Origin of the sequence: Rhodopila sp. (assembly GCF_965277825.1) — a bacterium.
Lineage (GTDB): Bacteria > Pseudomonadota > Alphaproteobacteria > Acetobacterales > Acetobacteraceae > Rhodopila.
Genome location: NZ_OZ255846.1, coordinates 2,195,588 through 2,221,036, shown reverse-complemented (window position 1 = coordinate 2,221,036; position 25,449 = coordinate 2,195,588). Strand labels below are relative to the sequence as shown.

26 protein-coding genes and 2 pseudogenes are annotated in these 25,449 nt (G+C 64.6%); 8 read left to right on the top strand and 20 right to left on the bottom strand.

Annotated features, from left to right (window positions below; genetic code table 11):
- Positions 1-84: 84 nt before the first annotated feature.
- On the top strand, positions 85-1,005 hold the full coding sequence (locus ACQY4T_RS11110) for a hypothetical protein (RefSeq protein WP_428541570.1): 921 nt from the start codon (positions 85-87) through the stop codon (positions 1,003-1,005).
- A gap of 122 nt (positions 1,006-1,127) precedes the next feature.
- Here the strand turns inward: ACQY4T_RS11110 and ACQY4T_RS11105 are convergent, their stop codons facing one another.
- The 7 genes from ACQY4T_RS11105 to ACQY4T_RS11075 all read right to left on the bottom strand — a co-directional run bounded on the left by ACQY4T_RS11105 (position 1,128) and on the right by ACQY4T_RS11075 (position 7,081).
- The gene (locus ACQY4T_RS11105) at positions 1,128-1,265 is read right to left on the bottom strand and encodes a hypothetical protein (RefSeq protein ID WP_428541567.1); all 138 of its coding nucleotides are present in this window, start codon (positions 1,263-1,265) and stop codon (positions 1,128-1,130) included.
- A 70-nt stretch (positions 1,266-1,335) separates the two neighbouring features.
- Positions 1,336-2,094 carry an outer membrane protein gene (locus ACQY4T_RS11100; protein ID WP_428541564.1) on the bottom strand — a complete coding sequence of 253 codons (759 nt, stop codon included), beginning with the start codon at positions 2,092-2,094 and terminating at the stop codon, positions 1,336-1,338.
- A 220-nt stretch (positions 2,095-2,314) separates the two neighbouring features.
- Complete coding sequence (locus ACQY4T_RS11095) at positions 2,315-3,037, bottom strand: ABC transporter ATP-binding protein (RefSeq protein WP_428541561.1); 723 nt, start codon at positions 3,035-3,037, stop codon at positions 2,315-2,317.
- Complete coding sequence (locus ACQY4T_RS11090) at positions 3,030-3,839, bottom strand: ABC transporter ATP-binding protein (protein ID WP_428541558.1); 810 nt, start codon at positions 3,837-3,839, stop codon at positions 3,030-3,032. Before ACQY4T_RS11090 ends, ACQY4T_RS11095 begins: the two co-directional genes overlap by 8 nt.
- The gene (locus ACQY4T_RS11085; RefSeq protein ID WP_428541555.1) at positions 3,829-4,782 is read right to left on the bottom strand and encodes a branched-chain amino acid ABC transporter permease; all 954 of its coding nucleotides are present in this window, start codon (positions 4,780-4,782) and stop codon (positions 3,829-3,831) included. Before ACQY4T_RS11085 ends, ACQY4T_RS11090 begins: the two co-directional genes overlap by 11 nt.
- Positions 4,775-5,650, bottom strand: a complete 876-nt coding sequence (locus ACQY4T_RS11080) for a branched-chain amino acid ABC transporter permease (RefSeq protein ID WP_428541552.1) — start codon at positions 5,648-5,650, stop codon at positions 4,775-4,777. Before ACQY4T_RS11080 ends, ACQY4T_RS11085 begins: the two co-directional genes overlap by 8 nt.
- Before the next feature lie 177 nt (positions 5,651-5,827).
- Positions 5,828-7,081 carry an ABC transporter substrate-binding protein gene (locus tag ACQY4T_RS11075; RefSeq protein WP_428541549.1) on the bottom strand — a complete coding sequence of 418 codons (1,254 nt, stop codon included), beginning with the start codon at positions 7,079-7,081 and terminating at the stop codon, positions 5,828-5,830.
- 226 nt (positions 7,082-7,307) lie between these two features.
- Between ACQY4T_RS11075 and ACQY4T_RS11070 the strand changes: the two genes are divergently transcribed.
- Complete coding sequence (locus ACQY4T_RS11070) at positions 7,308-9,002, top strand: gamma-glutamyltransferase family protein (protein WP_428541546.1); 1,695 nt, start codon at positions 7,308-7,310, stop codon at positions 9,000-9,002.
- Positions 9,003-9,102: 100 nt separating this feature from the next.
- Positions 9,103-9,417, top strand: a complete 315-nt coding sequence (locus tag ACQY4T_RS11065; protein WP_428541543.1) for a cupin domain-containing protein — start codon at positions 9,103-9,105, stop codon at positions 9,415-9,417.
- Positions 9,418-9,470: 53 nt separating this feature from the next.
- Here the strand turns inward: ACQY4T_RS11065 and ACQY4T_RS11060 are convergent, their stop codons facing one another.
- Positions 9,471-10,259 carry a hypothetical protein gene (locus ACQY4T_RS11060; RefSeq protein WP_428541540.1) on the bottom strand — a complete coding sequence of 263 codons (789 nt, stop codon included), beginning with the start codon at positions 10,257-10,259 and terminating at the stop codon, positions 9,471-9,473.
- A 327-nt stretch (positions 10,260-10,586) separates the two neighbouring features.
- A complete protein-coding gene (locus ACQY4T_RS11055) occupies positions 10,587-11,147 on the bottom strand; it encodes a cupin domain-containing protein (protein WP_428541537.1) in 561 nt (186 codons plus the stop codon).
- Between the two features lie 190 nt (positions 11,148-11,337).
- Here ACQY4T_RS11055 and ACQY4T_RS11050 point away from each other — a divergent pair, with 190 nt between their 5' ends.
- The gene (locus ACQY4T_RS11050; RefSeq protein ID WP_428542813.1) at positions 11,338-11,931 is read left to right on the top strand and encodes a helix-turn-helix domain-containing protein; all 594 of its coding nucleotides are present in this window, start codon (positions 11,338-11,340) and stop codon (positions 11,929-11,931) included.
- A 219-nt stretch (positions 11,932-12,150) separates the two neighbouring features.
- Here ACQY4T_RS11050 and ACQY4T_RS11045 read toward each other — a convergent pair.
- The 9 genes and pseudogenes from ACQY4T_RS11045 to ACQY4T_RS11005 form a co-directional block, all read right to left on the bottom strand.
- Positions 12,151-12,495: pseudogene (locus ACQY4T_RS11045) on the bottom strand (class I SAM-dependent methyltransferase); the annotation flags it as partial.
- A 187-nt stretch (positions 12,496-12,682) separates the two neighbouring features.
- Positions 12,683-13,033: a PIN domain-containing protein gene (locus ACQY4T_RS11040; protein ID WP_428541534.1), complete on the bottom strand. Its 351-nt coding sequence runs from the start codon at positions 13,031-13,033 to the stop codon at positions 12,683-12,685.
- Positions 13,030-13,263 (bottom strand): FitA-like ribbon-helix-helix domain-containing protein, encoded by a 234-nt coding sequence (locus ACQY4T_RS11035; RefSeq protein WP_428542810.1) that lies wholly within the window; start codon positions 13,261-13,263, stop codon positions 13,030-13,032. Before ACQY4T_RS11035 ends, ACQY4T_RS11040 begins: the two co-directional genes overlap by 4 nt.
- Before the next feature lie 215 nt (positions 13,264-13,478).
- Positions 13,479-14,150 carry an ABC transporter ATP-binding protein gene (locus ACQY4T_RS11030; RefSeq protein WP_428541531.1) on the bottom strand — a complete coding sequence of 224 codons (672 nt, stop codon included), beginning with the start codon at positions 14,148-14,150 and terminating at the stop codon, positions 13,479-13,481.
- Positions 14,143-15,396 carry a lipoprotein-releasing ABC transporter permease subunit gene (locus ACQY4T_RS11025; RefSeq protein ID WP_428541528.1) on the bottom strand — a complete coding sequence of 418 codons (1,254 nt, stop codon included), beginning with the start codon at positions 15,394-15,396 and terminating at the stop codon, positions 14,143-14,145. Before ACQY4T_RS11025 ends, ACQY4T_RS11030 begins: the two co-directional genes overlap by 8 nt.
- 156 nt (positions 15,397-15,552) lie before the next feature.
- Positions 15,553-16,872: a proline--tRNA ligase gene (gene proS / locus ACQY4T_RS11020; protein ID WP_428541525.1), complete on the bottom strand. Its 1,320-nt coding sequence runs from the start codon at positions 16,870-16,872 to the stop codon at positions 15,553-15,555.
- Positions 16,873-17,571: 699 nt separating this feature from the next.
- Positions 17,572-17,832, bottom strand: coding sequence for a DUF1467 family protein (locus ACQY4T_RS11015; RefSeq protein ID WP_428541522.1), 261 nt, complete (start codon positions 17,830-17,832; stop codon positions 17,572-17,574).
- Between the two features lie 7 nt (positions 17,833-17,839).
- Positions 17,840-19,498: a ribonuclease J gene (locus ACQY4T_RS11010; protein WP_428541519.1), complete on the bottom strand. Its 1,659-nt coding sequence runs from the start codon at positions 19,496-19,498 to the stop codon at positions 17,840-17,842.
- A gap of 18 nt (positions 19,499-19,516) precedes the next feature.
- Positions 19,517-20,326 carry a type III pantothenate kinase gene (locus ACQY4T_RS11005; protein ID WP_428541516.1) on the bottom strand — a complete coding sequence of 270 codons (810 nt, stop codon included), beginning with the start codon at positions 20,324-20,326 and terminating at the stop codon, positions 19,517-19,519.
- Between the two features lie 505 nt (positions 20,327-20,831).
- Here ACQY4T_RS11005 and ACQY4T_RS11000 point away from each other — a divergent pair.
- From ACQY4T_RS11000 to ACQY4T_RS10985, 4 genes and pseudogenes are all read left to right on the top strand, one after another.
- Positions 20,832-20,978: a hypothetical protein gene (locus tag ACQY4T_RS11000; RefSeq protein ID WP_428541513.1), complete on the top strand. Its 147-nt coding sequence runs from the start codon at positions 20,832-20,834 to the stop codon at positions 20,976-20,978.
- A gap of 148 nt (positions 20,979-21,126) precedes the next feature.
- A pseudogene (locus ACQY4T_RS10995) lies at positions 21,127-21,965 on the top strand (IS5 family transposase).
- Positions 21,966-23,142: 1,177 nt separating this feature from the next.
- Entirely contained in the window at positions 23,143-23,355 is a 213-nt protein-coding gene (locus tag ACQY4T_RS10990; RefSeq protein ID WP_428541510.1) for a hypothetical protein, read from the top strand.
- The gene (locus ACQY4T_RS10985) at positions 23,339-23,605 is read left to right on the top strand and encodes a type II toxin-antitoxin system RelE family toxin (protein ID WP_428541507.1); all 267 of its coding nucleotides are present in this window, start codon (positions 23,339-23,341) and stop codon (positions 23,603-23,605) included. The genes ACQY4T_RS10990 and ACQY4T_RS10985 overlap by 17 nt, the downstream gene beginning before the upstream one ends.
- A 133-nt stretch (positions 23,606-23,738) precedes the next feature.
- On the opposite strand, the gene ACQY4T_RS10980 is transcribed toward ACQY4T_RS10985, so the two are convergent.
- Together ACQY4T_RS10980 and ACQY4T_RS10975 are read right to left on the bottom strand one after the other, a co-directional pair.
- A complete protein-coding gene (locus ACQY4T_RS10980; protein WP_428541504.1) occupies positions 23,739-24,530 on the bottom strand; it encodes an ABC transporter permease in 792 nt (263 codons plus the stop codon).
- Positions 24,517-25,320, bottom strand: coding sequence for an ABC transporter ATP-binding protein (locus ACQY4T_RS10975; protein ID WP_428541501.1), 804 nt, complete (start codon positions 25,318-25,320; stop codon positions 24,517-24,519). Before ACQY4T_RS10975 ends, ACQY4T_RS10980 begins: the two co-directional genes overlap by 14 nt.
- Between the last annotated feature and the right edge of the window lie 129 nt (positions 25,321-25,449).

Sequence of the window (25,449 nt, the reverse complement as noted above, 5' to 3'; positions counted from 1 at the left end):
CTATAGGCACGTGTTATGTGTGAAGGCGCGACGACGCTCGCGATCTTGAAGAGAATGAAAGCTTGATCGAATCCACACAACGGCATGAGGCGTGATCTGGCTCCCCTGCGCGACGGACTTCGTTTGGCTCCTACCGCATTGCTCACGCTGTGCGGCGTAATCGCGTGGGTGCTGCATTCGCGGCAATCGGCAACGCCGTTGAGCCAACCGGCAGCCGTGGCTCGGCGACCGTGGGCGAGGGTCGCCCCATGGGGCGCGTGGATCGGGCAAATCGCGACAATCGCGACCGTCGCTGCGACAATCGCAACCGTCGCGGTGCTTTTTTGGCAAGCCAATAATACCCAGCGCAGTCGGTTTGATACCTTCAATCTCGACACACTGAAGCTGCAACTCGATGCCGCAGCCGATTTGATGACATCAGTAGATCAAGTGACTTCGAGCAGCGCCTCCACTCTGAATGACGTGACAAATCTGAACGCGTTGGTCATACGCATTACCGCTGACCGCCTCAATCAGACCCATCTAAGCGAACCTCAGCGGACTTTGCTCGCCCTCCAGTATACCCAGGCGGTTGCCATTGCTTCTTCCGAGTTTAGCACTTTCCAGAGCCTCGTCGGAAACGTGCCAAAGCAGGCAAACCGGTTCTTGTTAGTGATTCCAGCGGGCGTTCAAGGCGCTGTGATCCCTCACCTACCGTTCTTAAAGGAGGAGATCGCAACCCTAGCAACCTTAAATGCCGTCATGCGGGTAGGCACGCAAGCTCTCGCTGATGTTGATGCGGGCGGCATACAGGCGACGCTGAACTTTCTCGTAGGGTTCAATGACCGTCTAAAGGCAGCCGAAACTGATCTGGCAGCGAAATCCATAATTTGGAACCGCGCTGAGGCGCGATTGATATGTGCCTTCCAAGTCGCGGAGGGCAACCGCCGAAATCTCGATCAGCTTCCGGCTGACTGCGCCAAGTTGCCAGATAGATCAGGTCAACCTCGTCGGGATGGTGGTTGAGCGGCGCGATTTTGATCGACGCGGTGTTCGTAAACGAGCGTCTTTGAACTCCTGTCCGCTTTCGCAGCCGCATCGCGCCTCAAGCCAAACCAAAATAAGTCCGGTGCAGGCTGTCATCGGCTTCAAGCGCCGCCACGCTGCCGTCGAAGCGGGATGCCGCCGCCGTCCAGGGTGAACACCCTATCGGCGAGGGCCGGGAAGGCGCCGTTCTGCTCGGCGATCAGCGTCGCCAGGCCAGCGGCGCGGAAGCGGCTTGGCATCTCGATCACTTGGCCGACGAACAGCGGCGACAGGCCGGCCGACTCTTAGGTGATCTTGGATAATGCCGGTTCAAAGGGTTCCGAAAGTATAACGGAGTCCGATCAGAATCGCGTTGTCTTGCTCGGTGAAGCCGTTATGCGAGGAGGCGGACGGAACGGCTCCATTGACGAGATTCGTTGTGTTCGCAGCCGTTCGGTTGATCGGAACATCGACCCGTGCTGTGCCGAAAAACCGGTACTCCAGCGTCAATGAAAGCCCCGGAAGGATACGCAACGGCATCGAGGCACCCACGATCGCCTGATAGGCAAATGCTCCAGCGGAGCCGAAGCCGACCGATGTTGGGCCGATGTAGGTATTCCCCTGCGGCAGTGCGAGCGTGCCATATCCGTTGCCCGAGGCGCTGCCCAGATCGAGCCAACCATAGCCAGCACCAGCACCCAGGTAGGGTTGGATGGGGAGGGCGAGTGTATGGAGCGGCAGATCATACTTTAGGTTCGCCATAACGGCGTAAGTGCGAGCGCTGCCGGTCTTGTTCGAGAGCTGCAGCAGGCCTCCGTTTTCCCGCCGCCTTGATATGCCGGCAATACCGTTGGAGCGATAACTGCCTTCGATGTCGGCACGCAGTCCGTTGCCAAAGCTCCAGCCTACATCGGCCAGACCCAACCCGCCGAGATTCGTTTCAATCTTCGTTGTTTGGTTCGCGGATAGCAGGTCTCCGACAATGTTGGCTCCGCCCCCAAGGTCGATGTAAAGCCCCTGCACAGGTTGCGCCACGGCTCCGACGGGTAGGATTAAGGCGCTGAGGAACAGAAGGGCACGCGGTCCCATTGTGAGGCCAACTCCGATAAAGTCGCAGTTGGTTGCTCAGATTGATGCTCGAATGCAAGGAATATGATTATGCGTCCAAAGAACGATTTTGCCCGTTGCATGGAAGTGACGTTCTTTGATGGAACCTGCCGTCTTGACGCCCTGGGATCCAGGCGGCCGTGGCCGGTTTACAACCGGACGTTATGAGCCGATGTGCGCTTGTTCGTGGCCCTAACCCGCCTCACGCCAGACCAAAATAAGTCCGGTGCAGGCTGTCGTCGGCTTCGAGCGCGGCCACGCTGCCGTCGAAGCGGATGCGGCCGCCTTCCAGGGTGAATACCCGATCAGCGAGGTCCAGGAAGGCGACGTTCTGCTCGGCGATCAGCATCGCCAGGCCGGCGGCGCGGAAGCGGCTTAGGACCTCGATCACCTGGCCGACGAATAGTGGTGACAGGCCGGCCGAGGGTTCGTCCATCATCAGCAGGCGCGGCGAGGACGCCAGCGCCTTGGCGATGCCCAGCATCTTGCGCTGGCCGCCGGACAGGGTGCCGGCGAGGGCGCCTCGGCGGTGGGCGAGATCGGGGAAGTCGCTGTAGAGTTCCTCGATGCGGTGGCGGAGCGCGGATTTTTCGATGAACTGGCCGCCGACGCGCAGGTTTTCGTCGATCGACAGGCCGGGGAAGACGCCGATCTCGGACATGTAGGCCATGCCGCGGCGAACCCGTTTGTCGGTGCGCCAGGTAGTGACGTTGTCGGGGCCGAGCTGGACGGTGCCGCGCCAGGCCGGTAGCAGGCCGACGATGACTTTCAGCAGCGTGGTCTTGCCGGCGCCGTTGGCGCCCAGCAGGACGACGCTTTGGTTTTGCTGGACCTGCAGGCCGGCGCCCCAGAGTACTTGGACGCGGCCGTAGCCGGCCTCGATGTCGGCGGCGCGCAGGACGGTCGTCGGTTCGGGTTCAGGCATGGTGGGCGCCGCCCAAGAAGACGCGGATGACCTCGGGGTCGCGGGTGGCGTCGGATAACGTTCCGCCGAAGAACTCTTTTCCGGCGGCCATGACGACGACGCGGTCGGTGACCTTGTCGATGAAGCCCATCAGATGCTCGACCACCAGCAGGGCCATGCCGGCATTGGCGAGCGCGCGCAGGCGGTCGGCCATGCGGGACAGTTCGGCGGGGTTGAGGCCGGCGGCGAGTTCGTCGACCAGCAGAAGCCTGGGTTCGGTCGCCATCGCTCGGGCGAGGTCGAGGGTTTTCTGCTGCGCGCTGTTGAGTTCGGCGGCGGGGCGGTGGGCGTAGCGGTCGAGTTCCAGCAGGGCGAGCAGGGCGTCGATGTCGAAGCCAGGTTTGGGTTCGCCGTAATGCGCGGCAACCTCGACGTTTTCGCGCACGGTCAGCGACAGGAACGGGCGTGGCGACTGGAAGGTGCGGTTGATGCCGGCTTTGACCAGGCGGTGGGATTTGGCGCCGGCGATCGGGCGTCCGTTGTAGGTCACGCTGCCGCCGTCGGCGGGGTAGAGACCGCAGATTACGTTGATGCAGGTGGTCTTGCCGGAGCCGTTGGGGCCGACCAGGCCGAGCACCTCGCCGGGGTGGAGGTGGAAGCTGACGCCGTCTAGCGCGCGGAAGCCGCCGAAGCGTTTGACCAGGCGATCGACGTTGAGCAGCGGTCCCGGGGGCAGTGGTCCCGGGAGCAGAGGTTCTGGCCGCCTCGGTTCGGGGAGCAGAGGTTGAGGCCGCCCCGGTTCAGGGGGCGGTTCAGGGGACACGGATGCCTCGGCTGGTCAGAAGGGAGACGAGGCCGTTGGGCAGGAACAGCACCAGCAGCACGATCAGCGCGCCGTAGGTGAACTGGAAATACTGCGGCACGGCGATGCCGATGACATTGTAGATGCCGTAGAGGATGAACACGCCGAGCAGCGGGCCGGACAGGGTGGTGGCGCCGCCGAACAGCAGGAACACGGTGGCGAAGATCGAGACGCTGAGGTCGAACGCGGTGTCGGGGTAGAACACCGAGATGTGCCAGGCGAACACGCCGCCGACCAGGCCGGCGACGAGCGCCGACAGCAGCCAGGCGATGGTGCGGCCGCGCACCACGGATACGCCGGCCATGGCGGCGCTGATCGGTTCGTCTCGGATCGCCTGCAACGACATGCCGAAGCGGGAGTTGCGCAGCCACACCACCAGGGCCAGCGAGAACGCGAGGATCGCCAGGGCGGTGTAGTAGGAGAACGCCGGGGCGAACACGCCGGACAGCGAGACGCCGTAGGGGCCCTTGGTGATGTCCTGCAGGTCGGGGTTGGCGACGATCTCGTAGACTGCCTGGGCGGCGGCCAGGCTGGCGATGGCGAAGTAGGCGCCGGACAGGCGCAACAGCGGCAGCAGGATGACGGCGAGCAGCAGCGCGGCGGCGGCGGCGGCGGCCATGCCCAGCAGTGCCGGGGCGTGCAGGTGCATCACCACCAGCGAGAAGCCGTAGGCCCCTGCCCCGTAGAATCCGACATAGCCGAAGGGAAGGTAGCCGGTGAAACCATAGATTATGTTCAGGCCCTGGGCCAAAGCGAGATAGACGATGAAGTTGAACAGCATCAGTTCGTTGGAATAGACGCCTCGGATGACGCCCATCAGGACGACCACGGCGGCGGCGATGGCGCTGTCCAGGACGATGCGGCGGATCAGCCGGTTGCGAGCCTCGGCGGCGGTGTCAGGCACGGCGCACCGCCTTGCCCAGGAGGCCTTCCGGACGGACCAGCAGCACCGCGATCAGCAGCAGGTTGGGCAACAGGTTGGCCCAGGAACTCAGGTAGGTTTGCATCAGCATCAGCGACACGCCGTAGATGATGCCGCCCAGCAGGGTGCCGAGCGGATTGCCGAGGGTGCCGACGACGATGACGGCGAAGGCGGTGATGTTGATGGCGACGCCCATGTTGGGGGTGATGCTGCCGAGGATGAAGGGGGCGAAGACGCCGGCCACTCCGGCCAGGGCGATGCTGATACCGAATGCGACGGCGGAGACGAAGTTGACATCGATGCCGGTGGCCAGCGCCTCGTCCCGGCTGACCATCACCGCTCGGGTTAGCGTGCCGAGCCGGGTGCGATACAGGTATAGATACACGAGTAGGACGGCGATGGCGCTGGCGGCGGCGCTGTAGATCCAGGCTTTCGGTAGTCTGGTGCCGAGCAGGATGAACGGGCCGACGCCGAGCAGGCGGGGCGGCAGTGAGCGTTCGGTGGAGCCGAGGGCGATGGTGGTGAGGGCCTCGATCATTTGCGACAGGCCGAAGAACAGGATCAGCGACAGCATCTCGGAGTCGCGGGAGCGTAGCAGGCGGGGGACCACCAGGTAGTAGATCGGCAGGCCGATCAGGGTGAAAACGACGATGACCAGGGCGGCGGCGAGCAGCGGGTGCAGGCCGAAGCCGGCGAACAGCAGGCAGGCGGCGACGCCGCCCAGCATCAGGAAGTCGCCGTGCGCGAGGTTGACGATGCGCATGACGCCGAACACCAGGTTCAGGCCGAGGCCGACCAGGGTGTAGTAGAGGCCGAACACGACACCGGCGACGATGGCGCCGGTCAGCATGTCGGGGTGGCTGGGGTGGGCTGCCTGGTCATGCGGCGGGGTGGCGCCGGGAGATCGGTGGGCGGGGCGGTAAAGTCGTGGGTGGCCGGGCCAAGCCCGGCCATGACACGGCGGCCGGTGGGGGCTGGGCCGGGCGTGGCGCCTGGGTCGTTGACGGGGCGGGCTTGGGTCGGCGGATCACTTGCCGAGGACTGCCTTGCCCTTGGCCAGATCGGGTGGATAGACCGCGACCAGGTCGAGGTCCTTGCCGTTGGGCTGGAGCTGGCCGAGCGGGGTGACCTCACCGATCTGGGCGCCGTCCTTGCGCAGGGTGAAGGTGCCGTCCAGGGTCTTCAGCTTGTCGGACAGGGCGAAAACGGCGTCGTGGATGTCCATCTGGCCGAGGCTTTTGGTGGTGGCGAGGGTGCGCTCGATCACCAGGCCTGTCATGTATCCGTAGACCGCGTTGGCGCCGAATTCGACGCCGGACGAGGGCGGATATTTTTTCTCCCACGCGGCGCGGAACTGCTGCTGGGTCATGCCGAAATTGGGGGTGTATTCATAGTTCGACGGCGGCACGTAGCTGAAGATATGGGTCATCGCGGAGATCCCGACGTTCTTCTGGATCTCGTCCTTTTCGGTGCCGGCGTAGATCGAGAACACGAAGCGGAACTGGTTGCCGCTGTCCTGGAGGTTGCGCAGGAAGGCGATGTCGTTGCCGACGTAACCAAGTTCCAGCACGGCGTCGGGATTGGCGGCGGCGATGTTGTTGAGCAGCACGGTGTAGTTCGACGTGCTGGTTGGTACGCCCTGGTAGTAGACGATCTTGACCTTGCCGTCATGCTCGAAGAAGCCCTTCAGCGCGGCGGCCTGGGTGCCGGTGAAGTCGTTGGTGGAATAGAGGATGGCGACCGTCTTGATGCCCTGTTTGGCGCCCACGTCGCCGAGAAAGTCGGAGATGTAGTGCGGCCAGATGGTGGAGACCGGGTCGGCCATCAGCGCGATGTAGGGGTTGTCCGGGGTGAAGAACGCGGCGCCGGTGCCGGAGACGTCGAACAGGAACTGCTTGTGCTCGCGGGCGATGGGGACGCCGACGGATGTCAATACAGAGCCGGAGTCGGCGACCAGGAGGTCGACGTGGTCCTGGGTGATCAATTGGTTGTAGAGGGTGGCAGCGGTGGCGGTACTGCTCTGGTCGTCGTAGGCGATCAGCTTGAGCGGGATCTTCTTGGCGGACGGCTTGACCTCGACGCCGCCGGCGGCGTTGACCTGGTCGACCCAGAGCTTCAGGCCGTCGAACACCGGCATCGAGATGCTGGCGTAGGGGCCGGAGCTGGCGTAGAGGGCGCCGATCTTGATCTCGGCAGGCGCGGCCGTGGCGGCAGGCTGGGCCTTCGCAGAGCCGACGGCGGTGGCGCACAGCAGGCCGAGCGCCAGGATTGTGGACTTCATTCGGTTTCACTCCCAGCGTCGTATCGCAACGATCCTTGGCGTTGGATATGACGATTGTCTATTCATGCCGTCGCAGCCAACCGGTTACGCAACAACCGGCGGCGGCATGTGATACAGGCCTCGGTATCGTGTCAACCGGCGCCCCGGGACGGGTTTGGGGCGGTCTGGACCGCCGGGTGGTTTTGCCGCACGGTGCCGGCTTGCGGAACAGTCGAGGACACGGCGCATGACCCATCGCCCGACGGTCTATGGCACACGGCACGCGGTATCGGCAGGGCATTATTTGGCCGCCTCGGCGGGGTTCGGGGTGCTGGAGGCGGGCGGCAACGCGATCGATGCGGGGGTGGCGGCGGGTATTGCGCTGGGGGTGCTGCAGCCCGACCTGGTGAACTTCGCCGGGGTGGCGCCGATCCTGATCCGGCTGGCGGACGGCACCACCGAGAGCATCGCCGGGCTGGGATGGTGGCCGAAGACGCTGCCGGCGGACCTGTTCATGCGCGAGCATGGCGGTCAGATCCCCGACGGGGTGCTGCGCACCGTGGTGCCGGCGGCGCCGGATGCCTGGATCTCCGCGCTGCGCCGGCATGGCACGATGCGGTTTGCCGATGTCGCGGCGCCGGCGATCCGGTTCGCGCAAGACGGCTTCGCGGTGTATCCGTTGCTGGAACGCTCGATCGGGTCGCATGCGGAGGAGTATCGGCGCTGGGCGTCGAATACGGCGGTGTTTTTGCCCGGCGGCCGAGTGCCGAAGGCGGGCGAGAAATTCGTGCAGGCCGATCTGGCGCGGACCATGCAGTTCATGGCCGATCAGGATCGCGCCGCCGGTCCGGATCGGCTGGCCGGGCTGGATGCGGCGCACCACGCGTTCTACCGCGGCGATATCGCGCGCGCGATGGTGCGGTTCCAGGAGCGGATGGGCGGCTACCTGTCGATGGAGGACCTGGCAGGGTATTCGTCGGCGATCGAGCCGGTGGTGCGGCGCGGCTGGCGCGGCCACGAGCTGATCACCTGCGGGGCGTGGTGCCAGGGGCCGGCGCTGCAGCAGGCTCTGGCGCTGGTGGAGCAGGTCGGGATCGACGGGCTGGCGCACAACTCGGCGGATTATCTGCACCGGATCGTGGAGTGCCTGAACCTGGCGCTGGCGGATCGGGAATATTACTTTGGCGATCCGAAATTCGTCGATGTGCCAGTGGGCTGGCTGCTGGATCCGGCGACGATCGCGGCTCGGGCGGCGATGATCAAGGGCGATCGGGCGTTCGGGGTGATGCCGGCGCCGCTGGATCCGTCGCGGAGCCGGTCGTTCGCCGGCAGCGCGGCGGAGTTGCCGAAGGTAGAGGCGGATACATCCTACTGCTGCGTGGTGGATCGCTGGGGCAACGCGTTCAGTGCGACGCCGTCGGATGGGTCGGGCAATGTGCCGGTGGTGCCGGGGTTGGGGATCACGCCGTCGGGGCGGGGCTCGCAGAGTCGGCCCGATCCGGCGCATCCAGCGGGGGTGGCGCCGGGCAAGCGGCCGCGGCTGACGCCGAACCCGGCAATGCTGGTGACCGCGGCGGGCGGGGTGATGCCGTTCGGCACGCCAGGGGGCGATGTGCAGATCCAGGCAATGCTGCAGGTGGTGCTGAACGTGATGCATTTCGGGATGGACCCGCAGAGCGCGATCGAGGCGCCCCGGGTGGCATCGTATTCGTTTCCGTCTTCGTTCGCGCCGTTCGAGTATTTTCCCGGGCGGCTGGCGGTGGAGGGGCGCATCGATCGCACCGCCAGGGACGAGTTGGAGGCGCGCGGGCACAGCATCCAGGACTGGCCGGATTGGACCTGGCTGGCGGGTTCGGTGGAGGCGATTTTGACCGATCCGGAGACCGGGTTGATCGGCGCCGGAGCGGATCCGCGGCGGCCGGCTTACGCGATCGCGATTTGATGTCCGCCTTCCGGGGGCGTCGGCTTGGCGATGGGAAGCATAGGCGGTCGGGTCATTAGTCTTCGCCGAACGGGCGGTCAGCAAAACGGAGCGAGACCGAGTGGCATTCACCTGCACCGTTCCTGCCGTGGCGCATATCCAGCAGGATGACGCGACGCTTCGGATTACCCGGTGGGACTTCGAACCCGGCGCGGTGACCGGTTGGCACGAACATGGCTGGCCGTATTTCGTTGTCATGCTCGTGGCCGGCACGTTGCGCGTCGACAACGGATCAGAAGTCGCGGATGTGCCGCTGGAGAAGGGCCAGGCCTATATGCGCCAGGCCGGGATCAAGCACGACGTGATGAACGGCTCGCCGCACCCGATCAGCTTCGTGGAAATCGAGGTGAAGCAGCCCGGGAAGCTGGTGGTCTAGTCCGGCATCCGCCGTTGCGGTAATCGCCGGTCGCTGGCAGCGACTTGGGTGGTTTACGGCGATGCCCTGAGTTCGGCGAGCACGCCGGTATAGGCGTCGGGGGGGATGGTCAGGGCGCCGTGGAACGGTGAGCTCAGGCCAACGATCAGCAGCAGGATGAGGACCCCGGATGCCACCAGGATCGCCGTCATCAGCAGGTGCAGTGCCGGCGTGGGGCCGCCCAGCACGAAGCTGCAGCAGACCATCAGGGCGCCGCCGGACACCAGCACGACCCAGACCAGTCCGGGGATGGTGCCGTGGGTCGCCAGACGACGGTCTCGGCGGACGGTGGCGACGTCGCTCAGCGCACCGATCAGGAAGGTCTGCGCGTTGGATTGCGCAGGGTCGGCGGGCTTGGCCCGCAGCAGGGCCTGGTCGAGCCTGGTCAGCAGGGGTTCGGCGGGCGGGATGGCCTCGCCGGCGATCTGGTCGGGCCACTCGACGTCGATGATATGAGTGAGATAGGCGGTCAGTTCGGCGCGCATCTGGGTGCCGGCGGGTTCGGGCAGGCCGTGGCTGACGCTGTAGATGTTGCCGATCAGATCGGCCTCGTGGCGGGCCAGCGCTTCGGCGGCGCTGTATTGCTCCCACGCGGCGGTGGCGATGAAGGCCAGCAGCACGGCGTAGGTGGTGCCGATCACCGCGAAGATCGGCGCGCCGAGTTCGGTTTGTTCCCGTCTCAGGGCGTTCGGGATGATTCGGTGAACGACGAGTTGCAGCAGCAGGGCGGCGAGGATGGCGGCGGCGAGGATGATGCCGCCGGTCTGCCAGATCGGGTGCATGGTGACCGACATCTGCATCATCGAATGTGCTCCGAGTCGCGGTGATGGATGTGGTCACATCGATAGGCAAAGCGCTACCGGGGGCGGTGTGCTGAATGCCGACGCGGGAGTCGAAAGTCTGCAGGCTCTGTGACGGCGTTCTGGCGATGGATTTTGAGGAAGGTCGGGGCCTGCCGCATCTATGCGAAGCAGGCGGCGAACGGAGAATGGGGCGCCCGGCTCCCTACGGGTTTGCGACCTGGCCGTTGGAGGATCGAAGAGGATCCATTCACTCCGCCCGCAGATCCAGATTGGCCTGTCGAATGGACGCGCGGGAACTCTCAGTTCATCGCGCGTCCGGACGTCGAGTCAGTTGATGGACGACGGGAGGTGAACCTTGCCGACAATGTAAGCGACGCCTTCCGGTCCCACCTTGGTGCCGTGCTGGCAATCACCTGGTATTTCGCAGTGATCGCCGGCGTGGAATGTTTCCGAACCACCATCTCGGGTCACCGTGATTTCTCCGCTCAGCATCATGATGCGGACGTCGAAACCGTGCGCATGCAGATCTTCGGTGAAATCGGGTTTTTGGCCGCCATGAATCACCTCGAACCCTTCACGCCGCAGATCGCTCTCGAAAGCCTCTCGCGTCAGGGGGCCGCCATTGCGGCGGCGACCAGAGACATAGGCGACGCCTTCGGGGCCAACCTGTTCGGCATGCGGGCAGCCAGCGGGGACCTCACAACATTGTCCGGCGCGGAACGTTTCCGGGCTGTTGTCGCGCGTTATGAGGATCTCGCCGCCGAGGATGAACAGTCGGGCGTCGAAGTCATGACAGTGGTTGGTTTCTCGGGTGTTCGGTCGCAGGCTGGCGTTGACGACGCGGAAGCCGTCGCGGCGAAGTTCAGCCTCGAATTCAATACGATCCATCGATGTTCTCCCTCATGCGCCCCGCAGGGTCGGATAGCGCGAGTGTTTGACGTAACGTTCGCAAGCCTGACCGAGCGTTTTCGGCCCCACACTGCTGTTCGCAACCGGCTAGCAGTCGCAACGCGGATTTGCCTCGGATTGGCGCTGTCGCCTGGCTTTGCTGCTTGCTTGGATTCGCCAGTTGTGCGCTATGAAGGACATGTTGTCAACTTTGGAGGACGAAGTCAGCCTTCGCACGGGTCGCGCCGTCAAGCAGCGGCGCGAGGCGGGCGGCTTCAGCTTGCGGATGTTGGCCACGCGTAGCGGCGTCTCATCCTCGATGATTTCCGACATTGAGCGCGGAACGAAGTCGCCGACCGTCACGACAATGGCGCGGCTCGCCGCGGCACTCGGGGTGAGCGCGGCTGCGTTGATCGCCGAGGGCACGGGTGCGGCGCCGCGCATTCGCGTCTTACGCCGAGGCGAGGCTGCTCGCGGTGAAAACCCCGCCTGTTGCCAAAGCCTGGGACCGGCGGGCCCCGGCAGCCGCATCGACTTCGTGCGCTATCAGATCCCTCCGTCCACCGTGCTGGGGCCGGCAGCGGCCCACGCTTCCGGCACGGTCGAGCATATGCACGTGGCAGCCGGCACCGTCCGCGTCACCGTGGGCGACGAAACGGCTGAACTCTCCGCGGGCGACAGTTGCAGTTGTCGCGCCGACGCCCCGCATGGGGTCGAGAACCCCGACCCATCGGCGGAGGCGCTGATCTACCTGATCATCGAGCGTGGTTATCCCGCCTGCTGAGCCGTCCTGTCTCGTTCCCATTATTTCCGCAACGAAGCAGCCGTAGTTCTGGGCTGACGTCGGCTTATCGATCTCAGGCTCAAAGTGATGCAGCGATACCGGGTTGGCGAAGCCTACCTGCCGCAAGAATTCCAAATGACGAGCGATCTCGAACCGGCCGGCCTCATAGTCCCATGCGGTTCCGTTGGGCTTGATGAAGTCGCCGTTGACCAGAATGCCGCCCTTCGGGAGGGTTTCGAAGCAGCGTGCGTAAACCTCTGCCACGGCCTGTTGGCTTCCAAGGTCGTGCAAGGCCCAGTTTGAAATGATGGCGTGCGGTGTATGGGTCAAGCGGTTAGGCCAGGACTGGTCGATCAGGTCCGCCTGGGTGAAGGTAACCCGTGCCTCCAGTTCGCCGATGGTTCGTTTTGCCACTTCGAGGAACACCGCGGAAAAATTGAGCCCTTCGTAACGAAGATTCGGGTGGCGCTCTAGAATGTGCCGCGCCATGTAGCCGGGCCCAAGACCGAGCTCCAGGACATTGGGTTCGCCAAACGGGAGTTGGCGGATTTGGGTCAGGACCATATCGAACAAGGCCAGCCTCGGTGCGGAGGGGACGAAGCGATCTGCCTATCCTGGGACAAAATCGGCGTCATGGAATTCGTGCTGAGCGCCGATAAAGCCATTCACGCTGAGAGGCTGCATTTGCACACCATAAGTAGTTGGAAGTTTCAGCCAAAATGTCGGCCGCTGAGGCCCAGAGCGGATTGCGTCAATCTACACCACGAACCCGGCTGGCATCATACGGATCATCATGGTCATAACCAGACCGGTTACTACGATCACGCGCCGGTCGGTGACTCGTCCAATGGCAAGCCTTTCCTTGGGCGCGAACGCACCTGCAGGCAGCGGCTTCCTCCGCTGGCACCGGCCATCGGCGGGCCTTGCGGACCCGAGACCGGGGCGTGGCCGCACGGCGGTGTGTAGCTACGCCGCGTATCTCGGCGTAGGACAGCGCCGTCACGTAAAGGGCGTCCTTCTGGGCGGCCATCCACCGCAGCACCACTGCATCCGGTTCCGGTCGCATGAGCTCAAAGATTACATTGGTATCGAGCAGAATCATTCGAAGCGCGGTGGTTCTCGGCCGGGCTCGCGCTGGGGCAGTTCAAGCTCGACGCCGCCGAGCGGGGGGAACCGGCGGCGAATGGTGGCAACCAGTTCGGCGCCCGTTGCGGGTCGCTTTGCCATCAGCACCTGTTTCAGGATCGCGCGGGCCTCGGCTTCCATCGAGCGGCCATGATAGGCGGCGCGAATCCGCAACTGGTCTTTCAGTGCTGGATCGAGCTGGCGAATATTGAGCGAAGCCTGGGCGGGTGCTTTGGAGGGAGTTGCAATGCGCCCATTGTAGCCAACGAGGTCATTGATGTCAAATATGTTACGGCATAGACACGAACGTCGGGGTTGGCGAAACTTCAGCCATCGGAACTACGTTTGGAAGCGTTTTGTCCTGTGAGACGGTCGCGGTTAGACTGACATCGACGCGATCGATCAGCCAGCCCGGGCTATTGCTACACCAGCCGGCCGTCGCGTAGGGTGACGGTGCGGTCCATGCGGGCGGCAAGGTCGGGATTGTGGGTGGCGATCAGGGCTGCCAGGCCGTGATCGCGCACGATCAACAGCAGTTCGGCGAACACCGCCGCGGCGGTGGCGACATCGAGGTTTCCGGTGGGTTCGTCGGCCAGCAGCAATTTCGGGGCATTGGCCAAGGCGCGGGCGATGGCGACGCGCTGTTGCTCGCCGCCGGACAGCTTGCCGGGCAGGTGACCGAGGCGGGGGGCGAGGCCGAACGCGGTCAGCAGGGCGCGGGCGCGGTCGTCGGCGGCTCGCCTGGGGCGGCCGGCGATCATCTGCGGCAGCACGATGTTCTCCAGCGCGGTGAACTCCGGCAGCAGGTGATGGAATTGATAGACGAAGCCGATGGTGTCGCGGCGGATCGCGGTGCGGGCGGCGTCGGGCAGGTTGCCGGCGTCACGGCCCTCGATCAGCACGGCGCCGCTGTCGGGGCGGTCGAGCAGGCCGGCGGTGTGCAGCAGGGTGGATTTGCCGGCGCCCGAGGGGGCGACCAGGGCGACGATCTCGCCGGCCCGCACGGTGAGGTCAGCGCCGCGCAGCACGGCCAGATCGCCGGCGTCGCCGCGGTAGGTGCGGGTGACGCCGCGCAACACCAGCGGATCACTCATGGCGCAGGGCTTCCACCGGGTCGGTGCGGGCGGCGCGCCAGCTTGGGTAGAGCGTGGCCAGCAGTGACAGGATCAGGCCGAGGGCCACGACCTGGGCGACGTCGGCCCAGTCGATGGTGTTGGGCAGTTCGGTCAGCATGAAGACGGAGGCGTCGAACACGCGGCCGCCGGTAATGTGCTCGACGAAGTGCTGGATGGCGACGATGTTGTGGCAGAACACGATGCCGATGAGGGTGCCGATGACGGTGCCGCTGACGCCGACGAAGGCGCCGCACATCAGGAAGATGCGCATCACCGCCGAGCTGCCGGCGCCGAGGGTGCGCAGCACGGCGATGTCGGCGCGCTTGTCCTTGACCAGCATGATCAGCGAGGAGACGACGTTGAACGCCGCCACCAGCACGATCATGCCGAGCACGATGAACATGGTATCTTTTTGCACTTGCAGCACGCCGATGATGGTGTCGTTGGCGTGGCGCCAGTCGCGGGCGTAGACCGGGCGGCCTTGCAGCATCGGGGTGAGCTCGCGGCCGACCGTGTTGACCTGGTCGGGGTCGTGCAGGCGGATCTCGATGCCGGTGACGGCAGCGGGTTTCTGGAAGAACACCTGGGCCGCCGGCAGCGGCAGGAACACCACGCCGGTGTTGTAGTCGTTCAGGCCGGCATCGAAGATCGCCACCACCTTGTAGGCGCGCACGCGGGGGATGGTGCCGAACGCGGTGGCGGCGCCCTCGGGGGAGATAACGGTCAGCGAATCACCGATGCGCAGCCGGTAGGTGGTGGCCAGGCCGACGCCGACGACGATGGCGTCGTCGCCGGAAAAATCGGTCAGGCTGCCGGCGACGATGTGGTCGCTGATCGGGTGCAGGGCGCGCAGGTCGTCCAGGCTGATGCCGCGCACCAGGCCGCCGCGGGCGCCGCCGGCCTCGGTGCTGAGCAGCGCCTGGCCGTCGAGCACCGGGGTGGCGGAGGCGACCTGGGGGATGGCTCTGATCTGGCTCACCAGTGGTTGGTAGTCGGCGAGCTTCTGGCCGGCGTAGGCGTCGATCGAGATGTGGCCGTTCAGGCCGAGGATGCGGGTCACCAGTTCGGCCTGGAAGCCGCTCATGACCGAGGTGACGACGATCAGGGTGGCGACGCCGAGGGCGATGCCGATCAGGGAAAAGATGGCGATGATGGAAACGAACCGCTCGCCTTTGCGGGCGCGCAGGTAGCGGCCAGCGACCATGCGTTCGAACGGGCCGAACATCTAGCGGGTGTCCATGGCGGCGGTGGTGGCGGGCCAGCACGACGTTCGCGCCGCGCGCACCGCACGACGTGGGTGGCCGGGCCAAGCCTTGCTCGCGTGCTCGCTCGCCCGGCCATGACACCCAGCGCCATGACACTTACGCAACATTGCCGCTACCTAGCCGATCCGGCTCAGCGCTTCTTGCGGGGTGACGTCGGTGCGTTCGCCGGTGGCGCGGCGTTTCAGTTCCAGTTTGCCGGCGGCGGCGCTTCGGGGGCCGATGACGATCTGCCAGGGATGGCCCATCAGGTCGGCGTCGGCAAACTTGGCGCCGGCGCGGTCGGCTCGGTCGTCGTAGAGGGCGTTGGCGCCGAACGCGGCGTAGAGCTGCTCTGATAGCGCGTCGCAGGCGGGATCGCCGACCTTGAGGTTGAGGATCGCCGCCTTGAATGGGGCGATGCTGTCAGGCCAGATGATGCCGGCGGCGTCGTGGCTGGCCTCGATCACGGCGCCGACCAGGCGGGAGATGCCGATGCCGTAGCTGCCCATTTCGGGATGCGTCGGCTTGCCGTCGGGTCCGGCAACGGTTGCGGCCATGGCTTGAGTGTATTTGGTGCCGAAGTGGAAGATGTGGCCGACCTCGATCCCCCTGCCGTCGCGCCGGCGGTCGGCGTTCACGTCGGCCCAGCGGGTCGGGTCGTGCTTGTCGTCGGTCGCGGCGTAGCGGGTTGTCATCAGCTCGAAGAAGCGGTCGAGGTCGGCGGGGTCGTTATGGCTGAAGCCGCCGGCGCCGGCGGACAGGTAGTCGATCTCCTCGAACGCGGCGTCGTAGTAGACTTGGCTTTCGCCGGTGGTTGCCAGGATGATGAATTCGTGGCTGAGGTCGCCGCCGATCGGGCCGGTGTCAGCCTCCATCGGGATCGCCTTGAGACCGATGCGCTGGAAGGTGCGCATGTAGGCCAGCATCATCTTACGGTAGCTGGTGACCGCGCCGGCGTGGTCGATGTCGAACGAATAGGCGTCCTTCATCAGGAACTCGCGGCCGCGCATGACGCCGAAGCGGGGGCGCACCTCGTCGCGGAATTTCCACTGGATGTGGTAAAGGATCTGCGGCAGTTCGCGGTAGCTGCGGATCGATTGGCGGAACAGGTCGGTGACCATTTCCTCGTTGGTCGGGCCGTATAGCATGTCGCGGTCGTGGCGGTCGGTGATGCGCAGCATCTCCTTGCCGTAATCCTCGTAGCGGCCACTTTCGCGCCACAGTTCGGCGGGCTGGATGGTCGGCATCAGGATTTCCTGGGCGCCGGCGTGGTCCTGTTCCTGGCGGACGATGCGTTCAATGTTGCGCAGCACGCGCAGGCCGAGCGGCAGCCAGGCGTAGATGCCGGCCGAGGTCTGGCGCACCAGGCCGGCGCGCAGCATCAGCCGGTGCGAGGCGATCTGCGCCTCGGCGGGGGTTTCCTTCAGCGTGGGGATGAAGCCGTGGGACAGGCGCATCGAGACGGGGTTCCATGGTGATCTGTGGCGGCGTTGGTAACGCGTTTGCGGCGGACCCGCTACCGGCCTGTCACGGGTCGGCTGTTTTGCGCGGGTTGGAGGTTCGGTCCGAGCCTAGGGTCATCGCATTTGGATTTTCTGCCGGCGCTATTTTGCGGGACGCGGCGTGATCGAGAGAAGCGGTTTGGGACCGCAGATGAACGCCGATGTACGCCGATACAAGTTACGCTGAAACTCGGTTCAAAGACCTTGCATATGCTTTCCGCATCCGTGGTTCAGCATCGTGCGTTCGAGGCAAATGCCCTTGCCCTGGGTCGTCGCAGCCTTGCGGTTCGATATGGCGGGGAGGGCTTCGGGCCCAGGGTTATTTGGCGTGCCGGACTCTCGTGCTGGACGAACGAGCGGGGTGAGCGACACCGGACGGGCGACACTGGACCTAAGCCAACAGCAATTGTCATCTGGCGCCTTAAGATTGATACTTTTGTGCGTTGCACAATGAATTTCGGCAATAAACTTCCCGTTATCCGCTCAAAAAGTGACAATAGCTCGTGACAGCTATCGGCCGATTGGCTACATCGATCGCGGGCTGCGGACCGATCGGTACGCACACCAGGTTTGGGGAGGAAACGCCAACCGCCCGGCAGGCCGAGGACACGATCCTCCGCCTGTCCGAGGTGGGGCAGTCGGGAAAAACGATAATCAATCAGTCGGCGCGGCGAACAGGCCGTGGCGGAAACTGATGTAGTCGCTGCGGATCAGCAGATAGCTGCCGGTCCATAGAATGCAGGCCAGGACCGTGGTCATGACCACGGTCCTCAAGATGCGTGGCTGATCCGGCGTGCCGCGCCAACCGCTTTTGCGGTCCGGTTGGGCAATCGGGCGGATACCGATCGGCAGCACCGCGAAGAGCGATGTCCACCAGATCAGCACGAACAGAACGGTTCCGGTGAACCAGTTCACCGCCGGTTCAGACCCGGATCAGATGCACATCGACCATCGGCCGCTTGCCGAGCCTGCGGCCCAGGATGCGGCGCAGGGTGGAGCGGGCGGCGTCTTGCAGGGCGGCGTCGTCACGCCGGGCACTGGCCGGCAGGTCCTGCAACTGGTCGGCGAAATCATCGGCGGCTCGGGTGGTATCGGGGTCATCCGGGTCGAGCAGACCGGGGGCGCTGAGCCTTGGCCGGCCGCGCAGGTTGCCGGCCTGATCGACCGCCAGGCTGGCGATGACGATGCCGTTGAACAGCATGCGACGGCGCGCCGCCATCACCTCGCCTTGCAGCGGCACCAGGCGGGTGCCATCCAGCACCAGGCGGCCGACCGGGGCGCTGTCGGTGATCGCCGGACGGTTGTGCGACAGCGTCAGGATGTCGCCATCTTCCATCATGAACGGAGTGGCGCCGGCCTCGCGGGCGAGGTCGGCGTGGGCCGAGAGGTGGCGCCACTCGCCGTGCACCGGGACGGCGTAGCGCGGTTTGACCAGGCGGTACATGCGGCGGAGCTCGTCGCGGGCGGGGTGGCCGGAGACGTGCACCAGGTGGTCGTCGTCGGTCATCAGCCGCACGCCGCGGCGCACCAAGTTGTCCTGCACGGTGCCGATGGCGCGTTCGTTGCCGGGGATCATGCGCGAGGAATAGATCACGGTGTCGCCCTCGCCCAGCGAGACGCGGGGGTGGTCGTCGCGCGAAATGCGCGACAGGGCGCTGCGGGCCTCGCCCTGGCTGCCGGTGATCAGCAGCAGGATGTTGTCGTCGGCGACGTCGTCGATGTCGTCCTCGGAGAGGAACGGCGGCAGGGTTTTCAGATAGCCGCACTCGCGAGCGGCGGCATCCATGTTGCGCAGCGAGCGGCCGACGATGGCGGTGGCCCTGCCGGCGTCGCGGGCGGCGAGTGCCACCGATTCCATGCGCGCCACGTTGCTGGCGAAGCAGGTGACGGCGACGCGGCCGCTCAGGTCGCGGATCAGGGCGGAGAGGCTGCGCCGGACATCGAGCTCGCTGCCGGAGTGGCCCTCGACCATAGCGTTGGTGGAATCGCAGACCATCGCCAGCACGCCTTTTTCGCCGAGCGCAGCGAGCGCGGCCTCGTCGGTCGGTGGGCCGATCAGCGGGGTGGGGTCGAGTTTCCAGTCGCCGGTGTGCAATACGGTGCCGGCCGGGGTGTCGATCACCAGCGCCTGGGCTTCCGGGATGGAGTGTGCCAGGCGGATGAAGCGCAGCGCGAAGGGTTTCAGGTCGATGGTGCCGCCGGGGTCGATGACGTGGATGCGGACCTGGTTGAGCAGGCCGTTCTCGCCTAGCTTGCGGCGCAGCACGGCGGCGGCGAACGGGGTGCAATAGACCGGGCATTTCAGTCTTGGCCAGAGCCAGGCGACGGCGCCGATGTGGTCTTCGTGCGCGTGGGTGATGACCAGGCCGAGCAGCTTGTCGCGGCGGTCGGCGATGTGACCGGGGTCGGCCATCATGACCTCGACCTCGGGCAGTTCGCTGCCGCCGAAGCCGATGCCGCAGTCTACGGCGAGCCATTTCTCGTTGCCGCCCTCGCGCCAGCGGTAGAGGTTAAGGTTCATGCCGATTTCGCCCGTCCCGCCGAGCGGCAGGAAGGCCAGTTCGCCTAATTCCACGTCCATATTTTGGCTATCGTTCCGTTATTCGGTTTCAATCAGTCGGGTTCTCTCCCTGGGCAATGTGGGGGCTGGGTTGCGCTCCGCCAACATTCGCAGACCATCCAGGGTCAGGTCGGGTTCGATGCGCTCGATCATCAGTGTGCCTTCGGCGAACAGCGGGGCGAGGCCGCCGGTGGCGATGACCTTCATCGGCGCGCCGAATTCGGTCTTGATGCGGGTCAGCAGGCCCTCGATCAGGCCGATATAGCCCCAGTACATGCCGGATTGCATGGCTGGGACGGTGGAGCGGCCGATCACCGCCTGCGGCCGGCCGATGCCGATGCGGGGCAGCCGGGCGGCGGCCTGGTGCAGGGCCTCGAGCGAGAGGTTGATGCCGGGACAGATGACGCCGCCGAGATAAGCACCGGTGGCGTCTATCACATCGAAGGTGGTGGCGGTGCCGAAATCGACGACGATCAGCGGGCCGCCGAAGCCGCGGTGGCTGGCGAGCGCGTTGAGCAGGCGGTCGGCGCCGACCTCGTTGGGGTTGTCGACCTTGATCTCGAAGCCCCAGTCGAGCGAGGCGCGGGCGATCAGCGGTTCGACGCTGAACCATTCTCGGCAGAGGCGGCGGAGGTGATAGAGCGCGGCGGGGACGACGGTGCCGATGACGGCGGCGCTGATCTGGTCGCGTTTTAGGTCGCAGAGGGTGAGCAGGCTGTTGAGCCAGACGGCGTATTCGTCGGAGGTGCGCTGGGCGTCGGTGCGGATGCGCCAGACGCCGCGCCAGCCGGAGGGGTCGTGGACGGCGAAGACGATGTTGGTGTTGCCCGCGTCGATTACGAGAAGCATGGGTGGGGGGGTGGCTTTTGGGGGGTGGGTGGTGGGCTGGGCATGAGCGTTGGACCGGGGGGGGTGGATAACGCGGCGTCAGATGAGCGATTGGGGGGTGGGAGTCAATCTGGGAGTTCTCGCCGCATCTGGTCGGAACGATCACCGGCGCGGTCGGGGCAGAGGTTGCCGAATGGCAGTCGCGGCCGCTGGAGCACTGAGTGGGGGTACGGCCTGTCTAAAAGACGGCGGCACGGTGGAAAAGGGACTCAGATGGCGGACAACGCCAGCACGCGCGCGAGCCAATTTTCCGACCAAAGACGGGAGGAAGTCAGCCTCAATGAGGCGGAGAGGATCAGGGTGTGAAAAGCCGCGGGATCATGCGATAACCTAACAGTCTGTTGACGGGTGACGGTGACGGGTTGCCGGGTTGCCGGGTTCAGCCTCGCCGGCCATATTCGGATGACTGTCCAATCCTAAACTTGCGACTTTGTTTCTCCGGACGCCTCTAATGGGAGCACGAACAATGGGCGACGATCCGGCATCTGAACGGGTAGGCATAGAGGTTTTGCTCGCCCGTATCGAAAATATTATTTTGCAAGGTGAGCTTCCGTCCAATCTGGCGGGGAATCTTATGAGCAGAAGCTTGGAAGAGTTTTACGACAAGCTTTGAAGCCGAATTGCATCGATTCAAGCTACAATCTGCAGCCTAAGTGTCCGTCCGGAAGCTTTTTGAGTCTTTAGAGTCGGTTAGCCAGGGGGGGTTGAATTCATTGAATCTTCTGTGATTCGATCGGCGGGTTCGATTCGCGAGGTGGCTGATGTGGACGACCGAGAACCGTCATCGCTACGAGCGGGACAAGCTGCGTTACCCGTGTGACCTGACCGACGAAGAATGGGCGCAGGTGAAACCGATGATCCCGCCGGCCAAGCGCGGCGGGCGGCGGCGGGAGGTTGATGTGCGGGAAGTGTTGAATGGCATCATGTATGTCCTCAGCACCGGTTGTCCGTGGCGTTACATCCCCAAGGACCTGCCGCCGCGAAGCACGCTGTATGATTACATGCAACGCTGGGACTACGATGGGACGTTGGGAAAAATCCACTACGAACTCTACCAAAGATGCCGCGCCTTGGTGGACCGCCAGGCCAGTCCGACCGCCTGCATGATCGACAGCCAGAGCGTCAAGAGCGCCGAAAAAGGGGGGCCTGCATCGATCCCAAGGGGTATGATGCGGGGAAGAAAGTCAGTGGCAAGAAGCGACATATCCTGGTCGATACCGAGGGCTTGTTGATGCACGCCGTGGTTCACCCGGCCGACCTCCAGGATCGCGATGGCGGCGTGCTGGTGTTGGCGACATTGTTCGGGCTGTTCCCGTTCCTGAAGAAGCTGTTCGCTGATGCCGGCTACCAGGGCCCGCAATTCCGCCAGCAACTGGCCAAGCTGCTGCCACGGCTCTCGGTGGAAATCGTCAAACGCTCCGATACTGCCAGCAGCTTCGAGATTTTACCCAGACGCTGGGTCGTGGAACGGACCCTTGCTTGGCTCAACCGATGCCGACGCCTGGCCAAGGATTTCGAGAACCTGAGCCGTAACGCCCTCACCTTCATCAAACTTGCTTCGATCCGACTGATGCTGAGAAAGCTAAGCAATCCGGCCTAAACTTTCCGGACAGACTCTAAGAAAATCGCCTGCCCTGTTGGCACTATTAGATTCGAAGTGGCTTGAGCAAGCGTTTGATGAATTTAAAAAAGGCAGAAAAGAGATTTATTTCGTTTCCAATGCAGAAATTGCCCGAGTTGCCGAAATACCAATAAAAAAATGTATATTTTAAGGCAGCCGGTACGACCACAGTAGTAGCCCGAGCCAGATTTACAGGAATCACAAAGGAAAACCCTATCGAAAAGCGTCTGGCTGGAGGCGAAAGTGAAACAGGAAGGTTCTACTACGGCTTTCGCCAACTCACTTGGTTGCAGCCTATCCCCCTTTCGTCACTGCGCTATTACATGACGGGGACACCCGTGCCTAATGCCGTGCCGGGCGCTTGCATCATCGAAGAGATACCTTGGGAGGTCGGTTGTTAAACGAGGCTGGACCGGTCGGCCGAGGGAAAACCCACTTCCCATAAAGCGTGTTATCAACCTTGCGCCCATCTTCGAATGCGCGGGACGCATTTTCCGGGTCGACAAATGATGATACTCATGGACCCGCGTCGTCTAATCGGGCTCAGATCAGCCCTGTTCCCAATAGCGGAGTGTGCCCAGGGGTATCTGGTTGCGCATCTCAAAAATCTGTCTGCGTCATGCCGGGGGCCTGGGGCATCGTCTTGGTGCGCGGAACGAGCCGCATACGGGCGAAACTTTGTTCCGTGAGCGGTTGGGCATCGGGTCTTTCAAGGCGGCGGCATGGCGTTCAGCATCGCTCATCGCGTCGGCGCGGCTCCAATCATGATTGGCTATCTTCGTCATGGTATCTCCGTCGCTCATAAGGTTGCGCATTGCGGGCTGAGATGATGCGAACGGTCTCCTCATGAAGGATGTAAGCGACAAGAAACATGCAGTTGATCACCGTTGCAAAACACCGGCTAATCATCAAAGGGACGAGCCAGGCAGTCCGACCTTCGCGGCCCAGCGCCGGGCGAAGGAGCATGTGGTGACGACGATGACCGAATTCCCGACCCTGCCGCGAGACCAATTGCCGGAATCGCCGAACGAACTGTGGCAAGGATGACGGATCGAGACAGAAATTTTGAGCGCGCTTCGTGCCGCAACGCGGAGATTAGGTGTTTGCGCGCACCCCGATGCTATGCGATAACGAATACCTGACAAGGCGGGTTATCATGCTTTCGGTTGATCTCAATCCTGGTGTTGAACGCCGCCTGGCGGAGCTGGCCAAGAGCCGGGGACAGTCTGACGCTGAGCTGGCGCGCGACCTTATCGAAAGCAGCATTGAAGAGCTTGATGATATCAATATGGCGATCGCTCGGCTGGAAACTCGCGGGCCTGTCCTGACAACCGACGAAGCACGTAAAGCGCTTGGTCTGGACGGTTGAATACGACGTCAGGGCGGTTAAGGAGCTTAGTAAGCTGAGCCGCCAGGTTCGGACTGAAATCGTTGATTACATGACATCACGCATTGCCAGTGCCGAAAATCCGAGAGGATTTGGCAAGGCCTTGCGGCATAACAAATTCGGGCTTTGGCGCTACCGGGTGCGGGATTACCGCATCGTGTGCGAGCTACAGGACAAGCGGTTGGTTGTGCTGGCAGTGGGGGTGGGCCACCGGCGCGAGGTCTATGAATAACCTGCGCATCTCGATCGAAATTGGCTGAGGCAAACGTTGGCAGTAACCAGCCGAAGCGGCGGCGTTTGAGAACAAATCCTCCAAAAAGCAGACGCTCCGGCGTGACGTAACCGAGTGGGACGGGGTCCGGCGGCTATCGCCAATTAAGAAAAAAACGCTCCAGCCGGCCGATCACCCACGATACCGCCAGGCCCAGCACGGACAGCACGACGATCCCTGCCAGCAGGTTGTCGGTGTCGTAGAGATTGCCGGCCGACAGCACGAAGGCGCCGATGCCGCGTTCGGCGCCGATCATCTCGGCGGCGACCAACAGCACGATAGCGATCGCGGTGGTCACCCGGAAGCCGCTGAGGATCGCGGGCAGTGCCGCCGGCAGCACGATCTTGCGGATGATCGCGGCGCGCGACAGGCCGAAGCTCTGGCCCATGCGGATCAGGCCGCGCGGCACATTGTCCACCCCGCCGGCGGTGGCGATCACGGTCGGGAAGAACACGCTGATGCCGACGGTGACCAGCTTGGAGCCCTCACCGATGCCGAACCAGATGATGAACAGCGGCACCAGCGCGATCTTCGGGATCGGGAACAGCGCCGAGACCAGCGCCATGGCCGGCGAGCGCAGTGCCGAGGACAGCCCGACCGCCAGCCCGATGGCGATGCCGAACACGGTGCCGACGGTCCAGCCCAGCGCCAGGCGCATCAGCGACGGCGCCAACTGGTGCCACAACTCGCCGCTGCGGGCCAGCGTCCAGAGTGCGCGGCCGATCGAGAGCGGCGCCGGCAGGAAAAGAGTCGGGATGATGCCCATCGAGGCGCCAGCCTGCCAGGCCAGCAGCACAGCGATCAGCGTCATCGCCGCGGCCCATGTCCGATCGGCCGGTGCGAAGCCGCCGCCGCGGAACGGGATCGGGCCATCAAGCCGGGGCATCGACCCGTTCCCGCTGCGCCACCGCCGCGTCGTCGCGGATCATCCGCCACAGGCGCTGCTCGATGGCGATCAGGTCGGCGTCCGTGGCGCCGCGGCCGGCCAACGGGCGGTCGATCCGCAGCACCTCGCGCACCTCGCCGGGACGGCGTGACAGCACGACGATCTGGTGGCCGAGCCGGACGGCCTCGGAGAGGTTGTGGGTGACGTAGATGGTGGTGGTGCCGGCGGCGGTGATCAGCCGGGACAGTTCCTCCAGCAGCAGGTCGCGGGTCTGCGCGTCGAGCGCCGAAAGCGGTTCATCGAGCAGCAGGCAGGCCGGGCGCACCGCCAGAGCACGGGCGATGCCGACGCGCTGGCGCATGCCGCCGGAGAGTTGCCGGGGCCAGGCGTTGGCGAATTCGGCGAGGCCGGTCAGCGCCAGCAGTTCGGCCACGCGGGCCGCTCGGTCGGCGCGGTTCAGCCGGCCCTCCAGCACCAGTGCCACGTTGGCGGCGACGGTTCGCCACGGCAGCAGGGCGAAGTCCTGGAACACGTAGGTCAGCGGATTGAGGCAATCGGGCGCGATGTCGCCGGCACAGCGCACGCTGCCCTCGGTGGGCGCCAGCATGCCGCCGATGATCGCCAGCAGGGTGGATTTGCCGCAGCCGGAGGGGCCGACCAGCACCATCACCTGGCCCGGTTCGGCGGCAAGAGTGATGTCGCGCAGCACCGGCATGGCGCCGTAGCGATGCCCGACGCGGTCGAGCGTCAGGCGCAGCCCGGTTTCATCGCCCATGGCGGGGTTGGCCAAGCCGGGTGCTGGCTGCGGATCGCCGGGCCGTAGCGCGGGATAGCGCCGGGCGCGGTGGCTGCGGCGGCCGGGGGCGCGGGGACAGCGGCGGCCGGAGGCGCGGGGACAGCGGCGGCCGGGGGCGCGGTG

Coding starts and splice junctions, on each gene's coding strand:
- ACQY4T_RS11105 (WP_428541567.1), bottom strand. CDS start 1,265: ATGCCAAGCCGCTTCCGCGCCGCTGGCCTGGCGACGCTGATCGCCGAG.
- ACQY4T_RS11005 (WP_428541516.1), bottom strand. CDS start 20,326: ATGCTTCTCGTAATCGACGCGGGCAACACCAACATCGTCTTCGCCGTC.
- ACQY4T_RS11025 (WP_428541528.1), bottom strand. CDS start 15,396: ATGTTCGGCCCGTTCGAACGCATGGTCGCTGGCCGCTACCTGCGCGCC.
- ACQY4T_RS11040 (WP_428541534.1), bottom strand. CDS start 13,033: ATGATTCTGCTCGATACCAATGTAATCTTTGAGCTCATGCGACCGGAA.
- ACQY4T_RS10980 (WP_428541504.1), bottom strand. CDS start 24,530: ATGCCCCGGCTTGATGGCCCGATCCCGTTCCGCGGCGGCGGCTTCGCA.
- ACQY4T_RS11010 (WP_428541519.1), bottom strand. CDS start 19,498: ATGGACGTGGAATTAGGCGAACTGGCCTTCCTGCCGCTCGGCGGGACG.
- ACQY4T_RS11110 (WP_428541570.1), top strand. CDS start 85: ATGAGGCGTGATCTGGCTCCCCTGCGCGACGGACTTCGTTTGGCTCCT.
- ACQY4T_RS11080 (WP_428541552.1), bottom strand. CDS start 5,650: ATGCTGACCGGCGCCATCGTCGCCGGTGTCGTGTTCGGCCTCTACTAC.
- ACQY4T_RS10990 (WP_428541510.1), top strand. CDS start 23,143: ATGCTTTCGGTTGATCTCAATCCTGGTGTTGAACGCCGCCTGGCGGAG.
- ACQY4T_RS11050 (WP_428542813.1), top strand. CDS start 11,338: ATGAAGGACATGTTGTCAACTTTGGAGGACGAAGTCAGCCTTCGCACG.
- proS (WP_428541525.1), bottom strand. CDS start 16,872: ATGCGCCTGTCCCACGGCTTCATCCCCACGCTGAAGGAAACCCCCGCC.
- ACQY4T_RS11030 (WP_428541531.1), bottom strand. CDS start 14,150: ATGAGTGATCCGCTGGTGTTGCGCGGCGTCACCCGCACCTACCGCGGC.
- ACQY4T_RS11100 (WP_428541564.1), bottom strand. CDS start 2,094: ATGGGACCGCGTGCCCTTCTGTTCCTCAGCGCCTTAATCCTACCCGTC.
- ACQY4T_RS11055 (WP_428541537.1), bottom strand. CDS start 11,147: ATGGATCGTATTGAATTCGAGGCTGAACTTCGCCGCGACGGCTTCCGC.
- ACQY4T_RS11075 (WP_428541549.1), bottom strand. CDS start 7,081: ATGAAGTCCACAATCCTGGCGCTCGGCCTGCTGTGCGCCACCGCCGTC.
- ACQY4T_RS11060 (WP_428541540.1), bottom strand. CDS start 10,259: ATGATGCAGATGTCGGTCACCATGCACCCGATCTGGCAGACCGGCGGC.
- ACQY4T_RS11070 (WP_428541546.1), top strand. CDS start 7,308: ATGACCCATCGCCCGACGGTCTATGGCACACGGCACGCGGTATCGGCA.
- ACQY4T_RS11000 (WP_428541513.1), top strand. CDS start 20,832: ATGGGCGACGATCCGGCATCTGAACGGGTAGGCATAGAGGTTTTGCTC.
- ACQY4T_RS11095 (WP_428541561.1), bottom strand. CDS start 3,037: ATGCCTGAACCCGAACCGACGACCGTCCTGCGCGCCGCCGACATCGAG.